Source organism: Pontibacter roseus DSM 17521 (genome assembly GCF_000373265.1).
Lineage (GTDB): Bacteria > Bacteroidota > Bacteroidia > Cytophagales > Hymenobacteraceae > Pontibacter > Pontibacter roseus.
Map to the genome: position 1 here is coordinate 401,788 of NZ_KB890765.1, position 15,972 is coordinate 417,759.

Genomic DNA, 15,972 nt, shown 5'->3' on the forward strand with positions numbered 1-15,972 from the left:
GAACCAAATAAAAAAGCCCCGACTGCTGCCGGGGCTTTTTCTATAGTAGGGGAGGTCTACTTCTGAGCGCTTCCCTGTGCTTCTATGTCCTTGAGGAGTTCTTTAACGGCTGCCTCCAATTGCTGGTCTTTGCCTTTGCTCACCAACTCATACTCGTTCATCACTTTCAAGTCCGGCTCCGTCTGCAGGTTCTCCAGGTACTGGCCCTGGATGTCCTTCACGCCCAGCGGCGGCACGCCCCAACGTACGCTGCCGTTCTGCAGCATTTCCCAGCCGGCGAAGGTACAGGTGCCTGGCACCGGCATACCTACCAGCTTGCCCAGTTTCAGGTCCATGTAGCTGAAGGCGAAGCAGTGGCCGTCGCTGTAATTGGCTTCGTTGGCCAGCGCGATGCTGGGCTTAGTCCAGCGGAAAGACGGCTCGAAACCGGCAGAACGGGTGTCGGTGGTGTAGTCCAGGAACTTCTTGCCGCTCAGGAACATGGCCAGGTCTGCCACCAGGTCGCCGCCGCCGTTGTTGCGGGTGTCTACGACCATACCTTTGCGGTTGGCGTACTTGCCCATCACCTCTTCATACACGGTGCGGTAGCTCGGGTCGTTCATGCCCGGTATGTGCACATAGCCTAGCTGCCCGTTGCTGAGTCGGTCCACCTCCTCGGCGTTGCGGCGCACCCAGCGTTTGTAGAGCAGTGCGTTTTCCTCACCCTGCGTGATGGGTTTTACCGTGATGTCTCTTCTGTTCTTACCAGTGGCATCCGTCACCGTCAGCAGTGTGTTCTTGCCGGCTTTGCGGTTCAGGAACTGCGCAAAATCTTTGTCGGGTGTGATGGTCTCGCCATCGATTTTCTCGATGACCATACCTGCCTTCAAGTCCAGGCCTGCTTTGTTCAGAGGGCCACCCACTATCACCTCATCCAGCTTGATGCCGTTGCCGGTATAGGTTTGGTCGTAGAAGATGCCCAGCGAAGCCGTGGCGTCGCCATTCGGGTTGTTGGTGCTGTAGCTGGAGCCGGAGTGTGACACGTTCAGCTCGCCCAGCAGTTCGCTCAGCATCTCAGAGAATTCGTGGTCGTTGATGATGTGCGGCAGGTAGTTCTCGTAGTCCGCCTTCAGCTCGTCCCACTTGGCACCGTGGTAGCCGGCGGTGTAGAAGGTCTGCTTGGTGCGGCGCCATACGTGCTCAAACATGAAGGCGCGCTCGGCGGCCACGTCTAGGTTCATCTCACCGTCTATCTTCACAGCTTCCTGCTTGGCGGTTGCCGGGTCCAGTTTCGCTATTTTGCCATCCGACTCCAGGAAGATGTTCTTCTGCTCCTTGTCCCACAGCATGCGGGCGCGGTTGGCGTTTAGTGTCACCAGCATCTTGGTTTCCTTGCTGCGCAGGTTCGTCGACCATAGGTTGAAGCCCTTCTCAAACTTAGCCAGGTAATAGAGCGTTTCGCCGTCTTTGGACACCAGCGCATCGGACAGGCTGGAAGAGTGCAGGGTCAGCTTCGCCTTGCGGTAGGTTAGGCCATCCCAGTCAATCTGCAGCTCGTCCTTTTTAGCCGTCTCGTCTTTCTTAGACTTTTTCTTTTTGTCTTTCTCCTGCTCCTGTGCCTTCTCTTTTTCTTTGGCGGCTTTTTCTTCCTGCTCTTTCAGCAGGGCGTAATCTTCTTTGCTCAGCCTGTACTTGTCAAAGGCATCCTGGGTGAAGAACAAGGCGTATACGTCGGCTTGTGCGCCGCCGCTGTTAGCCTGGCTGCGCATGCCGTCGCGGGTGCTGTTCCAAATCATCATCTTGCCGCCCAACATCCATTTGGGAGCGAAGTCGCTGTAGCCGCTTTCGGTCAGGTTGACCTTTTTGCCCTTGCCATCAGCCGCAATGATGCCCACCTCGCCATTGGCAAAGCCAGGCTCCGAGTACTCAAACAGCAGCCACTTCCCATCCGGACTCCAGGTGAAATACTGGTCGTTGTCACGCATCGAGAAGAGCTCCTGTGTCGTGAGGAGGGTGCGCACCTGCTTGGTGGCCAGGTTGAGCACTTTCAAGGTCATGCGGTCCTCTAAGAAGGCAATCTCTTTGCCATCCGGAGAGTACTTCGGGTCGTAATTCTCTTTGCCGTTTTCGATAAGCGCTGTCTCCTTGAGCAGCGTGGAGGCATAGAAGTAAGGCTCTTCCTGGCGCACGATGTCGGTCTTGTAGATTTTCCAGCCCTTGCCGCGCTCGCTGGCGTAGAGCAGCGACTTGCCATCGGGGGAGAAGCTCACGTTGCGCTCCTGCTCCGGCGTGTTGGTGATACGCTTGGTCACAGAGCCTTCCACAGCACTCACAAACACCTCCCCGCGGTAAATGAAGGCCACTTCCTTGCCACTCGGCGATACGGCCAAATCGCGGACGCCATTGCCTACTGGCAAGATACTTTCGTTGTTCGTTTTGGCATCGGTGGCGATGCGGATATTCACTTTTTGGGCTTCGCCGTTCGCTTTCTTAGTATAGAGTTCACCGTTCTGGCTGAAGCAGAGTGTGCCGTCATGGGCAGCCGTCAGGAAGCGCACCGGATGCTTTTCAAACTTGGTCACCTGCTCGGGTTTGGCCGGACCTTGGGCTGCCATCCGGTACACATTGAACGTGCCGCTGGCCTCGCTCAGGAAATAGATGGTCTTGTCGTTATCAGCGAAAACAGGTGTGCGGTCCTCGCCTTCATAAGTCGTGAGTTTGGTGTGTTTGCCGCTCTTGGTGTCATACACCCAGATGTCGCGGGCCACTGAGGAGACGTGGTGCTTGCGCCAGGTATTCTCGCCGCCCTTCTTGTCCTGGTACAGCATTTTGCTGCCATCTCGGCTCAGCCTCACCTCCTCAGCCGGCGTGGTGAGCACCTGTGTTACGCGTCCGCCGGCCACGGCTACTTGGTATAGCTCCGGCTGCGACCCCGTAGGAAACTGCCGGTTGCTGGCAGCATCGAGGCGGTTAGAGCCAAAATACACTTTCTTGTTATCCGCTGTGAATTCATAAGGGAATTCATTGGCCGAGTGGTGGGTGATGCGTTGTGCGGCGCCACCTGTGGCTGGCATCACGAAGATGTCGAAGTTGCCGTAGCGGTCGCTGGCGAAGGCGAGCGATTTGCCGTCGTGGCTCCAAACAGGCATGAAGTCATGCGCCTCGTGCAGGGTGAGCGGCGTGGCCGTTCCACCCGTAGCCGGTACGGTATACAGGTCGCCTTTGTAGGTGAAGACGATGGTTTTACCATCGGGGGAAATAGCGGAGTACCGCAGCCAGGAAGGTGCCTCCTGGGCCGCAGCGGCAAACGCTGTGCCCGCAGCCAGTAGAGCTGATAAGGTGAGTTTCTTTATCATGTGTTTCGGAATGAAGGCCCTAAGATAAGAAGGTTGTTGGTAAGTAGGTAAAGGAGCGTACATTTCCTATTGCAGCTGCTGATTTGAGGCTGTTGTTATATTTAATCGGGTTTGTGTTTTGATAGCCGCTGCTGTCCCGATGCCCTTGCGCTTACAGCTGCGTTGCTGCTGTTCGAGCGCTCAAGCCGCGGGGCATCGTCCTTTGGCCTCGCGCTGTGTATCTTTCCTTTGCTCCTGCGTCGCAATGCCGCTCGCGCGGCACCGAAAACCAACAAGGCGCTCCACCCAAGGACTGGGTAGGTCACTTCTTGGCTGCGGCCGCTGGTGATGCCACCGTGCTATACCCACCCCTGCCCCTCCCAGGAGGAGACTCCCCTGCACGAATCCGGACAGTCAATGCTGTCATTCCGACGAAAGAGGGAATCTCACCCACTTCCGGCCGCACATCCAGCGCTAGCGCAGATGCGGCTTTTGTGAGGACGGCGAGGAACGGAGCAGAGGAAAATGCTTACATGCTAACTTCCGGCATGTCTCACCGCCGGTCCCCGCTGCGCTCGCACCGGCGGTGGCTATGGTAACAGATTCCTCCTTTCGTCGGAATGACAGAAACGGGTGGAGGGATGATAAGAGCAAGAGCAGGTATGCCAGGCTAAGGGCAATGGACAGTCATGCCTTCGGGAGCAGGTATAGCCGTCAGGTATAGCAAGACTTACTTACAACCGCTGCAACGGAGCAACTGCATCCGCCAGGTGCACTGTGACGATTTTTTGTTCGAGCGGTCAGCGAGTTCAAAAGCGTCTTGATTCTTTTGCTTACTTTTCTCATCAAGGAGAAAAGTGAGTGCCCGCCGCACAGGCGAGGCGATGAAACAAGTCAGCGAGCAAGCTGCAATAACAGCAGCTACGAAGCTGTAAAGCCTAAACCAATTCTAATGCGACTGCATCACCAGGGCTAGCACACAAAAAGCAATAATCACCCAAAGGGTAACGGAAATACTCTTAGCCTTACCAGTCGCTACTTTGAGCGCGGCCCAGCTGATGAAGCCCCAGATGATGCCCTGCGAGATAGAGTAGGTGAAGGGGATGAGCGTCATCGCCAGGAAGGCAGGTATAGCCTCATCCAGTTTAAGCCAGTTGATGCGCACGACGGGCCGCACCATAAAGGCACCCACTAGCACCAGAGCCGGTGCCGTGGCAATAGCCGGAATCATGGAAAGGAGCGGGGACAGGAACAGGAAGGGTAGAAAAAGCAATCCGCCTACCACAGCCGTCAGGCCTGTACGTCCACCGGCCTCTATACCTACCGCCGACTCTATGTACGCCGTGCCGGGACTGGAACCTACCAGTCCTGCCAGGGTGGTGGACACGGCATCAGCGGTCAGAGATTGCCGGATGTTTCGGGGTTCGCCGTGCTCATCGGTCAGGTTGGCGGCTTCGGCTAGCCCTACGAAGGTGGAAAGGCTGTCAAACAAATCGGTGAAGACGAAGGCGAAGATAACCGGGAAAATAGCAAACTGAAGCGAGTTGACCAGGTCCAGTTGGAAGAGGAGGCTGAAATCCGGAGCAGACACCATTCCCTGCCAACTGATGAGCGGGTCCATATCGGTTGCCCACCAGCGGCCCAAAGGGTAGGAGGCCAGCGTGATGAGCACAATGCCCAGCAGGATGGCCCCCGTCACGTTGCGCGTGATGAGGATGGCCATCAGCAGCAAGCCTCCCAGGAAAGTCACCAGCTTGGGCGTCAGCGCCGCCGTACCGATGATGGTCGCCTTGTCACCCACGATAAAACCCGCATTCGCAAAACCGATGAGCGTGATATACAGCCCTATACCTGCCGCAATGGCGTAACGCAGCGGCCGGGGTATAGCCCGCACAATCAGCGTACGGATGTTGAACACCGAGAGCATCAGAAAGATAATACCTGACCAGAAAACGGCGCCAAGGGCCACCTGCCAGCTGATGCCCATGCCCATCACCGCAGAGAAGGTGAAGAAGGCATTCAGCCCCATGCCTGGCGCCACAATAATCGGGTTGCGCGCATACACGCCCATGAGCACACTGCTGAAGAACGAGACAATGACTGTAGCCGTCAGGACACCGGAGAAAGGCATACCGGCCTGACTCAGGATAGAAGGATTGACGACGATGATGTAGGCTGTGGCCAAAAAGGAGGTAAGGCCGGCCAGTGCTTCGGTTTTTACAGTAGTGTTGTTCTTCTTCAGCTCGAAGTATGATTCCATTCCTGCTGGGGTTTGATGGTGGCCGCATGAAAGTAGGGAGTATACGCAACCGCTCCAAAGTTGACGAACTCCAAGGTGGCATGCAAGGCATGGCTGGCAGGCAGCGGCTAAAAAATTATGCACCTGCTATACCTGCGGCATGCAACCTCTGTCTCCTCCGCTCTCTCTTTTATACCACTCCCTGTTGTTCCGCTCCAGTGTCCGGTTTTACACACGACTGTCCAAAATCAGACATATTTTGACCAGTCAGGAGCAGACAATATCCTGCAAAGGGCTGAAACAGGGGGATTTATAGTAGTGGCATACATCTTGGTAATCTTAAATTAAACTATGGAAAACCTATAATCCCCACACCATGAATCTATCTCTAACGCAACACGGCCATACAGAAAGCAGCTGCCTGAGGTACCTGCTTTTGCCATTTCTGCTGTTCCTGTTCTCGGCAGCGCAGGCACAGCAAGCCACTATCGCCGGTAAAGTGCTGGAAGGCGAAAACAAACCGATGGGCTATGCCAACGTGCTGTTGCTTCAGGCCGCAGACTCCTCGCTGGTGAAAGGTACGCTGTCAGACGACACTGGCGCTTTTCTGTTTGAAGGCGTAGCGGTCGGGCGGTACAAGGTGGTGGCGAGCATGGTTGGGTATGGCAAGTCCAAAGGCATGGAGGCCGTGGTGGCAGCAGCAGACGAGTCCATCAAGTTGCAGCCTATCCTGCTGAGTCAGGCTTCCACCGCACTCAAAGAGGTGGTGATAGAGGGGCAGAAGCCGCTGATTGAGCAGCACCTGGACAAGACGGTGATGAACGTGGAGAACAGCATTGTGTTGGCGGGCAGCACGGCGCTGGAGGTGCTGGAGAAAGCACCCGGCGTGGTGGTGGACCAGAACGACAACATCAGCATGCGTGGCCGGCAGGGTGTGATTGTGATGATTGACGGAAAGCAGGTGCCGATGTCAGGAGCCGAGCTCGCCAACATGCTGCGCGGTATGTCGGCCAACAGCGTGGAGAAAATAGAGCTGATTACGAACCCATCGGCCAAGTATGATGCGGCCGGCAACTCCGGCATCATCGACATCCGATTGAAGCGCGACAAGAGCCTGGGAACCAACGGCACCATTTCTTCTTCCTTCGGCCAGGGACGCTACCTGAAGTCCAACCAGGGCTTGCAGCTCAACCACCGGGCCAAGAAATTCAACGTGTTCGGAAGCTACAACTACGTGTACCGCAAAGACTACAACGAGCTGGACATCTACCGTCGGTTCCTGGAGGGCGGCGCTTTCATCGGGGCTTACGACCAACAGAACGTCTTCGGTTTTGAGGCGAATAACCACAGTGCCCGCATCGGGGCAGATTACATCGTGTCACCCCGCACCATGGTAGGCGTGGTGGCCAATGGCTTTCACTTCAACATTGACAGAACGACAGCCAACCGTTCCGATGTCATCAACGCCCAGAACGTGCGGGAATCATCCTTCGTGACCGATGCGTTGGTGAACCACGGGCGCCGCAACCAAGGCATCAACCTCAACCTGAAACACACGCTCGACAGCCTGGGACGGGAAATCACCGCCGATGTGGACTACATTGCCTACCAGAATACCGATGTGCAGGATTTCACCACCAACTATTACAACCTGAGCGGCGAGCAGATTCAGGACCCCTACCTGCTGTATGGCACCCTGGATGGAGACCTAACTATTAAATCGGCGAAGGTGGATTACAAGCAGCCGCTGCGTGCCATTGGTGGCACCATGGAGGCTGGTTTGAAGAGCAGCCTGGTAAAGGCCGACAATGACCTGGAGTTTTTCGACCGCAGCAACGGCGGCAACGTGCCGGACATGGACAAGAGCAACCATTTCATCTATGAAGAAAATATCAACGCGGCCTACCTGAACGCGAACAAGAAATGGGAGAAAGCCAGTGTGCAACTGGGCCTGCGTCTGGAGAACACCATCGCCAACGGCCTGCAATTGACCGATGGACAGGAGTTCGACCGCAACTATACCCAACTGTTCCCGAGTGCTTTCCTGGGCTATACCCTGAGCAAGAAGCACGACCTGGGTGTGTCGCTGAGCCGCCGCATCAACCGGCCGTCTTACAACCAGCTCAACCCCTTCAAGAACTTCCTGGACCCCAGCACCTACTCAGCTGGCAATCCTTTCCTGAAGCCGGAGCTTTCCTACTCCTTTGAGCTGACCCACACCTTTGACCAGCGCATCGTGACCAAGCTGAGCTACAGCCATACCACCGATGTGATGCTGCAGGTACTATCACCAGCCGAAGAAGGGGAGAAACTGGTGGTGCAAACGTTCCGCAACCTGGCTGAGTTGGATTACTATGGCCTGACCATGACCGTGCCTTTCTCCATCGGCAACTGGTTCAACAGCGTGAACAACGGTACCTTCTACTACGGGCTGTACAAAGGATTTTTGGCAGAGACGGAGTTGCGTAACGGCATACCTACTTTCAACCTGAACTCCAACAATACCATCAAACTGCCAAATGACTGGTCTGCCGAACTGGTAGGCACATACCGCAGCAAAGAAGTGTATGGCTTCCTGGACGTAGACCCCATCTGGTTTGTGTCAGCAGGTGTGCAAAAGCAGTTCTGGGACAAAAAAGCCAGCGTGAAATTGAATGTGACAGATGCCTTCTATACCAACAAAGTCCGTGGCTATACCGAACTGGCCCGCTATACCGAGAATTTCTACCAGCGCCGCGACACCCAGGTGGCCACCGTCAGCTTCAATTACCGCTTCGGGCAGGCGCAGTCCGCGCCATCACGCCGCCGCACCGGTGGGGCTGAAGAGGAGAAGAACCGTGCCGGAGGCAACTGATTAAAGAATAGAGTAGTGTGTTTTGGTTTGTTGAGGAGAGGGTCCGCTCGAGCACTGGCTTGGGCGGGCCTTTTCTTTTGGCCGTATAAAGGGGCAAAATGACCAAACATGCATGTCGCACACCGCCAGCTTCCATTTTCACGGCTCCCTGAATGATTTTTTGCGCGCTCCGAGGCGGGACACTTCATTTGACTATACCTTCGCCGGGAGCCCAGCCGTGAAAGACACCATCGAAGCGATTGGGGTGCCGCACCTGGAGATTCGGGAGGTGCGGGCGAATGGGAACTCAGTGTCGCTCAGCTACAAGCTCCAAGACAAGGATGAGGTTCAGGTATACCCCTTTGATGGGAAGGAAGAAGAGCTGGCTGCAGGTATAGCCGCCTATCGGTTTGTGCTGGACGTGCACCTTGGGACCCTGGCCCGAAGCCTGCGCCTGCTCGGTTTTGACACCGTGTACCACAACAACCTGACAGATGCCGAAATTTCAGGTATAGCGGAAGAGGAGCGGCGCATCGTACTGACGCGGGACGTGAACCTGCTCAAGCACAAGGCTATACCTGCTGGTTACTGGCTCCGGTCGCAGCACACGGAGGAGCAGCTGGCGGAGGTGGTGAAGCGTTTCCGGTTGCTGAAGCAGTTGAAGCCTTTCAGCCGCTGCCTGGTCTGCAACGGGGAGATTCTGGAAGTGCCAAAAGTGGATGTGCTGGAGCAGCTGCCGCCCAAAACCAGGCTATACTTTGATGAATTCTTCCAATGCTCCACCTGCCGGCGCGTCTACTGGAAAGGCTCACATTATGAGCGGATGCAAGCGCTGGTGAGCAGGCTGGAGCAAGACCTCAAGTAGAGCTATACCCTATAACAGATAGCATTGATGTTCATACCGGCCCCCACGGAGGCGAACAGAATGACGTCCCCCGGATGGAGCTCGTGCTTCGCATCTTTCCCTCTGCGTACGATATCATAGAGCGTCGGCACGGTGGCGACGGAGCTGTTTCCCAGATAATGGATGCTCATCGGCATGATGTCTTCGGGTATCTCCCGCGTTCCGTACAGTTTGTACAAAGCCTGTATCATACCCTCATCCATTTTCTCGTTGGCCTGGTGGATGAACACCTTCTTCAGGTCTTTGATGTCGACGCCGCATTTGTCGAGGCAGTTCTTCATGGCTTCGGGTACCAGTTTGATGGCGTATTCATACACTTTCCGACCCTTCATCTTGATGTAGCGCACACGCGGGTCACCGTTGGGAAGGTAGGTTTTGCTCATGTTGATGAAGTATGCCTCGTCCAGGCTATGGCTGAGGGCACTACTGGCCAGGATGCCGCTCCCGTTTTCCGGCACTTCCTTATACTCTACGACCGAGGCGCCCGCGCCATCACTGAAAATCATGCTGTCCCGGTCGTACCTGTCAATCACGCGAGAGAGCGTCTCAGCCCCGATGACCAATGCTTTTTTGGCCATACCTGCCTTGAAGAAAGCATCCGCCTGAATCACGCCCTGCACCCAGCCCGGACACCCAAAGAGGATATCGTAAGCCACGCAGTTGGGGCTTTTGATTTTGAGGTTGTGCTTCACGCGGCTCGCCAGAGAGGGTACCGCATCGGATTGGACGGTGCCTTCCACCACATTGCCAAAGTTGTGCGCCACAATGAGCATGTCCAATGTCTCGGGGTCTATGCCGCTGTCCCGTATGGCCTGTTCCGCGGCTATGGTGGCAATGTCGGAGGTAGTCAGGTGCGCGGCCACGTAGCGACGCTCGGCTATGCCGGTTATTTTTTGGAACTTCTCTACGATTACCTTCGGACAGACAGTAATGGGTGCGTTGTCTTCTGTATAAAAGCTGTGGGCTGTGAAGTCCTGGTTGGTCTTGATTTCAGTCGGGATATAACTTCCCGTTCCTGTGATGACGGATTGCCACATGGTCGCCGTGTTTTAGAGTGTATGCTATTCGCTTGAGACAGAAAAGCCTGCATAGGAAAACCACACGTTCTGGAGAGTTACGGCAGAGATGGTAATGCACCGCTTCCCTCAACAAGACCCCACACCAGAGGCGGCACGGCTTGATTCCGGAGAACGCGATGTACTATGGCTAAAAGGCTAATCTATTGCTACACAATATATTTGTTGTGAATATATATCGCAAGCCAAATGCCGTATTTATGTTTGAACAAACCTAGGTGAGACTCTGACAGGGAGGTGAACGTTCGGCAAATAAACCGCCCAGAGGCGGCGCTACTCCCTACAGAGTATAGCGCTGGACCACCGCTTCCAGTTCCTGTAACAACAGGTGGATGTGATACCCATCGGCTAGCGCGTGGTGCAGGCCGATGCTGATGGGCAGTATCACCTGCTCGCCCCGCATCTCCAGTTTGCCATAGCCGATTTTGGGAACGCCCGGGTCCTCCGGATTGATGGAGAAAGCGTGTTCCATCCCTTTGAATTTGAACCAGGGTAGCGTGGTCATGTGGAGCAGCGCATTGCCCTGGTAGCCGTTGAACAGCTTTTTGCTCTGCTTCACCTCCGCTATAATAGCTGCGCCTGCGGTACAGAAATCTTCCAGTTCATCCAGGTATGGAAAATGGGTGAAGGCAATCTGGTTGTTCTCCCGAAGGATGGTGGTAGATAAGTCCAGCCCGCTATACCTGACTACCTGCCCGTGCTCGATGCGCAACAGAAAGTTCTCTTGTTTCCGGGCTGCCTGCACGGTCGCGTGCATGTAGGCTAGCGAGATGGACAGGCCATGCCGCTTGCTGTAGCGGTAGAGGGGGGTGATGTCAACTTCGGTGTGCACATTGAAATAAGGCTGGCTGAACGTGCTGAAAAAGTTGAAAGTCTCCTCGCGTTCCCATCCCGCAATGGGTATAATCTCTTTGCTATAACTTGTCTGCATATTTAAACGGGACGCTCTGCCAAGCGGAGCGCCCTAATTGGCTTATTGGAAACCGCAAAGATACGCGACTCCGGCGTTTTTCTTTAGAATAAGTGTACCACCAGTATACCTGCGGCAGGAATCTATTTCATTAAACTTCTAATAGCTCCCTGCTGCAGGTGGAACTTTAGTTGGAGCCTACGCTTTATGAATAGCCAAGGAATAATCAAAATACAATTTCCCACTGCCCTGGGTTGACTAATCACGAAATATGCCCGACCTTTGTACCTCTATGCGATTAACCATCACCTCCCTTAACTCAGGCAGCAACGGCAACTGCTATTACATTGGCAACGAGCAGGAAGCCGTGCTGGTAGATGCTGGCATTTCCTGCCGCGAGACAGAGACGCGCATGTACCGCCTGGGGCTATCCATGCGCAAGGTGAAGGCTATTTTTGTGTCGCATGAGCACTCTGACCACATCCGGGGCATACCGGTACTGGCACGAAAGTACAAACTGCCTGTCTACATCACGCCGGACACGCTCTTCCGTTCCCGCATGGATTTGGATAGGGTGGAGGTCTTGTCCTTCACCGGCTATAAGCCCGTGCACGTGGGCGGCCTGTCGGTGACGGCTTTCCCTAAATTCCACGATGCCGCTGACCCGCACAGCTTCGTGGTGGAAGGGAATGGTGTCAAAATAGGGGTGTTCACGGATATTGGTGCACCCTGCGACCATGTTATCCGCCATTTCCAGCAGTGCCACGCGGCTTTTCTGGAGACGAATTACGACGATGGCATGCTTGACCAGAGTTACTACCCTTACTACCTGAAACGGCGTATACGGGGCGGTCACGGACACTTATCCAACCGACAGGCGCTGGAACTGTTCATGGCCCACAAGCCGGCTTTTATGAGCCACGTGTTCCTGTCGCACCTTTCCAAAGACAACAATTGCCCCAAACTGGCGAAGAGCCTTTTTGAAACCTGCGCCGACGGTACCGAGGTCGTTGTCGCCTCCCGCTTCGAGGAAACCCCCGTCTACCACATCAGTTGCCAGGGAGACGCTTTCGCCCGCACCCTTACTTTGGAAGACATCACGCCAGCCGGCGAGCAACTTACCCTGTTCTAAGAAAGCTTGTTTTAATCAGAATTCTAAGATTTGAGGAATTCAACAGTTCCGTGTCCAGTGATTTCTTTTTGGTTACAAGTGTTCATGCCGACAGGATGAGAATCGGCCTAATTGTCAGGTATAGGCAGGTTTGCTATATTCTTGGGATGGGAGTACGAGTTGCAAGCTCGCACTAGCTGGGCTATCTCTTGGCTGCAGCCGTTAAGGATGCCCCTGTGCTATACCCACCCCAGCCCCTCCGAGGAGGGGGGTGTTTCTCCACCTGTCATTCCGACGAAAGGAGGAATCTCACACCCTGTTGGCTGCGAATCCAGCGCCATCGCAGATGCGGCTTTTGTGAGGGCAACAAGGGAACAGAGGGAACGCCAGGTGCAGACCGGGTGGCAGGCTTCACCGCCGGTCCCCGCTGCGCTTGCACCGTCGGTGGGTAGGGTAACAGATTCCTCCTTTCGTCGGAATGACAGAATGGGTAGGGGGATGACAGTGGAGCCATCCAGGCCTAGGAATAGCCGTTAGGTATAGCAAGACCTATTTACAACTGTAGCCACAGAGCAACGGCCGGAGCCAGGTGCACCTTTCGGCGCTCTACTGTCTTAGCGTTCAGCGAGTTTGGAGCGCCTTGATTCTTTTGCTTACTTTTTGTGTCAGGACAAAAAGTGAGGCCTGCCCGGCCAGGGCAAGCTATGAAAAAATTCAGCGGGCAAAGAGCAAGAACAGCTACTCAGAAGCACCAAACAAAAGACACTACATTAGCCTAAGTCCTTACTTCGCTCTCTTCAAGTATTGATGCAACTCCGAATCAGTAGAGAGCACAACAGTCGTCTTGCTATCGAAAGAATTCTCCAGTGCTTCCATGGAGCGGAGGAAACTGTATAGTTCCCGCGCCTGCGCGTTTCGGTTGTAGGCGGAAGCATAGATAGAAGTGGCCTGGGCATCGGCCTTACCGCGTATCTTCTCTGATTCACGGGTCGCCTCCGACTGAATCTGGGCCAGGTCGCGCTCTTTATTGCCCTGTATCTTGCGGGCTTCTCCTTGCCCCTCGGAGCGGAACTGGTCTGCAATCCTGTTACGCTCACTCTTCATTCGGTCGTATACCCGGTCCCGCACTTCGTCCACATAGTTCATGCGCTTGAAACGAAAATCCAAGATTCTGACGCCCAAGTCGGCAGTCCGTTCGTTTGCCCGCTTCAGGATGAGTGCCTCTATTTTGTCACGTCCCACGGAGATGTTGTCTAGGTTCTCGAGGTCCTCCATGATTTCATCTGACACCACAGGTTCGCGGTTGGTGGACCGCACGATGTCGAGCAGGTCGTGGCTGGCGATGGCGTTGCGCGTCTCGCCGTCCAGAATGTCGTCGAGCCGTGATTGGCCTGAGCGCTCGTCCCGCAGACGGATGAAGAACTGCAAGGGGTTAGTGATTTGCCAGCGGGCGTAGGTGTCCACGAAGATGAATTTCTTATCTTTGGTAGGGACCTGATTCGCATCGCCATCCCAGGCCAGGTAGCGCTTGTCGAAGAACTGCACTTTCTGGATGATGGGAATCTTGTAGTGCAGCCCCGGCTCGGTGCGTGGCTGCCCGACCGGCTTTCCGAATTGCGTGACGATGGCCTGCTGCGTCTCGTCGAGCACGAAGATGCTGGTGAACGCCAGCGTCAGGAGCAGGACGGCGGCCAGGAGCGAGAGTATGTTTCGGGTGTTCATGGCTACTTCTTTTCAGGCTGGTTCAGGTTTAACAAAGGGAGCACATTGTTCCCCCGCTCATCCACAATGACTTTGTCGCCGACTTTGGGCAGAATCCGTTCCATGGTTTCCAGGTATAGGCGCTTCTTGGTCACCTCCGGCGCTTTTACATACTCTTCAAAGAGAGAACTAAAGCGAGCCGCCTCACCCGTGGCCACATTGACGCGCGTCAGGGCATAAGCCTCGGCTAGCTGTATGGTCTCATCGGCCTCGCCGCGCGCACGCGGTATAATGCGGTTGTACTCAGACTCCGCCTGGTTGATGAGTGTTTCGCGTTCCTGCTGCGCCTGGTTCACGGCGTTGAAAGAAGGCTTGACAGGCTCGGGTGGGTTCACATCCTGCAGCACCACCTGGTCTATCCGGATGCCGTTCTCGTACTCGTCGCACATGCGCTGCAGCAGCACCTCCACACTGGTGGCCACTTCCTGGCGGCCCACGGTGAGCACCTCGTTCACAGTGCGGTCGCCCACCACCTTCCGAACCGCCGACTCCGACATATCGCGCAAAGCCTTCTCTGCGTCCCGTACCCGGAACAGGTAATTATAGGAGTCCACGATGCGGTACTGCACCACCCATTCCACGTTGGCCAGGTTCAGGTCGCCGGTCAGCATCAGCGACTCATCCACGAAGTTACTCTCCGAGTACTGTGTGTTGTCGCCAGAGGCCACAGTACGGAACCCAAACTCCTGTTTCAGTTGTCGCTGCACCGGAATCTTCTTCATCTCCTCTATGCCAAAAGGCAAGATGAAGCTAAGTCCGGGCTCTACGGTGCGGTCATAATGGCCCACGTATAGGACCACGCCTTCTTCTTCGGGGCCTACTGTTTTCACAGATGTGAGGAGAAGAATGAGCAGCACCAATCCAAGTAGGATTTTGCGGAAGTGCTTGCTGAACAGGAACATGTAGTATTGCAGGCGGTAGTTGGGTTCTGCCATGGGCGCGGGGCATAGTTTTTATACCTTCAATATAGTATAAAATTTTCAGAAATTATAACAAGGCCACCTGTGCACAGAGGGCCACATGTACTATGTCCCGGCTGCCGGAATGTCTTTTATTGTGTAATGCTCGTAAAGGGAAAATATTGTAACCCGCTGGCTGCTATGGCAGAGCGTGAATTGCGGGCAGAGATTCCATCACATCAAACCGACAGACCTATGAAATTCACATTTGCTCTTTTCGTACTGTTTCTTTGCGGGTACAACGCACAAGCACAGATAACCGTGCCTTCAACAGACCGGCAGATAAAAGGGGCCGTGCTGGCTGCTCCGGTTGACCAGCGGGCTGCGGCCACAGTGCTAGGCTATAACCAGAAAGGGGAGTTAGTGACTTTGCGCAAAGGCAGCAACGAGCTCGTTTGCCTGGCAGATGACCCTAGCCAAGAGGGCTTTTCCGTGTCCTGCTATCACCGCGATTTGGAGCCGTTCATGGCACGCGGGCGGGAGCTACGAAAGGCTGGGAAGAGCACCAAGGAGATATTTGACACCAGAGAAAAAGAAGCCAAGAGCGGTACCCTGAAAATGCCCAAGCAACCGACTTCCCTGTTTGTATATGCTGCCATGGATGAGGATGTGGACAAGGCAACAGGGGAAGTGAAAAACGGCTACCTGCGCTACGTAGTGTACATCCCTTACGCTACTGCCGAGAGCACAGGCCTGCCGCTAAAGCCGGACGAAGGTTCGGTGGCCATGCCTTGGTTGATGCACCCGGGCACCCATGGCGCCCACATCATGATCAGCCCGCCCCGTGAAAAGAAGGAGGGAGGAAAATAATAGAAAACGAAAAGCGCAGGAGCTATACCTGCGCTTTTCGTTTTCTATGTTATTT

At 54.9% G+C, this 15,972-nt stretch carries 10 protein-coding genes; 4 read left to right on the top strand and 6 right to left on the bottom strand.

Annotation, left to right across the window (positions count from 1 at the left end; all coding sequences use genetic code 11):
• Positions 1–56: 56 nt before the first annotated feature.
• Together B051_RS0113250 and B051_RS0113255 are read right to left on the bottom strand one after the other, a co-directional pair.
• Positions 57–3,335 (bottom strand): S41 family peptidase, encoded by a 3,279-nt coding sequence (locus B051_RS0113250; protein ID WP_018478690.1) that lies wholly within the window; start codon positions 3,333–3,335, stop codon positions 57–59.
• 928 nt (positions 3,336–4,263) lie between these two features.
• Positions 4,264–5,574, bottom strand: coding sequence for an NCS2 family permease (locus tag B051_RS0113255; RefSeq protein WP_018478691.1), 1,311 nt, complete (start codon positions 5,572–5,574; stop codon positions 4,264–4,266).
• Between the two features lie 355 nt (positions 5,575–5,929).
• Between B051_RS0113255 and B051_RS21300 the strand changes: the two genes are divergently transcribed.
• On the top strand, positions 5,930–8,407 hold the full coding sequence (locus tag B051_RS21300) for an outer membrane beta-barrel family protein (RefSeq protein WP_071594887.1): 2,478 nt from the start codon (positions 5,930–5,932) through the stop codon (positions 8,405–8,407).
• A gap of 112 nt (positions 8,408–8,519) precedes the next feature.
• Positions 8,520–9,251 (top strand): Mut7-C RNAse domain-containing protein, encoded by a 732-nt coding sequence (locus tag B051_RS0113265; protein ID WP_018478693.1) that lies wholly within the window; start codon positions 8,520–8,522, stop codon positions 9,249–9,251.
• Between the two features lie 2 nt (positions 9,252–9,253).
• Here B051_RS0113265 and B051_RS0113270 read toward each other — a convergent pair whose 3' ends face one another.
• Both B051_RS0113270 and B051_RS0113275 read right to left on the bottom strand, forming a co-directional pair.
• Complete coding sequence (locus tag B051_RS0113270; protein ID WP_018478694.1) at positions 9,254–10,327, bottom strand: 3-oxoacyl-ACP synthase III family protein; 1,074 nt, start codon at positions 10,325–10,327, stop codon at positions 9,254–9,256.
• Positions 10,328–10,646: 319 nt separating this feature from the next.
• Positions 10,647–11,297 (bottom strand): CatA-like O-acetyltransferase, encoded by a 651-nt coding sequence (locus B051_RS0113275; protein ID WP_018478695.1) that lies wholly within the window; start codon positions 11,295–11,297, stop codon positions 10,647–10,649.
• A 271-nt stretch (positions 11,298–11,568) separates the two neighbouring features.
• On the opposite strand from B051_RS0113275, the gene B051_RS0113280 reads away from it, so the two are divergent.
• A complete protein-coding gene (locus B051_RS0113280) occupies positions 11,569–12,408 on the top strand; it encodes an MBL fold metallo-hydrolase (protein WP_018478696.1) in 840 nt (279 codons plus the stop codon).
• Positions 12,409–13,170: 762 nt separating this feature from the next.
• Here the strand turns inward: B051_RS0113280 and hflC are convergent.
• Complete coding sequence (gene hflC / locus B051_RS0113285; RefSeq protein WP_018478697.1) at positions 13,171–14,109, bottom strand: protease modulator HflC; 939 nt, start codon at positions 14,107–14,109, stop codon at positions 13,171–13,173.
• A 2-nt stretch (positions 14,110–14,111) separates the two neighbouring features.
• Positions 14,112–15,083 carry an FtsH protease activity modulator HflK gene (gene hflK / locus B051_RS0113290; RefSeq protein ID WP_018478698.1) on the bottom strand — a complete coding sequence of 324 codons (972 nt, stop codon included), beginning with the start codon at positions 15,081–15,083 and terminating at the stop codon, positions 14,112–14,114.
• A gap of 219 nt (positions 15,084–15,302) precedes the next feature.
• Here hflK and B051_RS0113295 point away from each other — a divergent pair, with 219 nt between their 5' ends.
• Complete coding sequence (locus B051_RS0113295) at positions 15,303–15,917, top strand: hypothetical protein (protein ID WP_018478699.1); 615 nt, start codon at positions 15,303–15,305, stop codon at positions 15,915–15,917.
• Positions 15,918–15,972 lie beyond the last annotated feature (55 nt).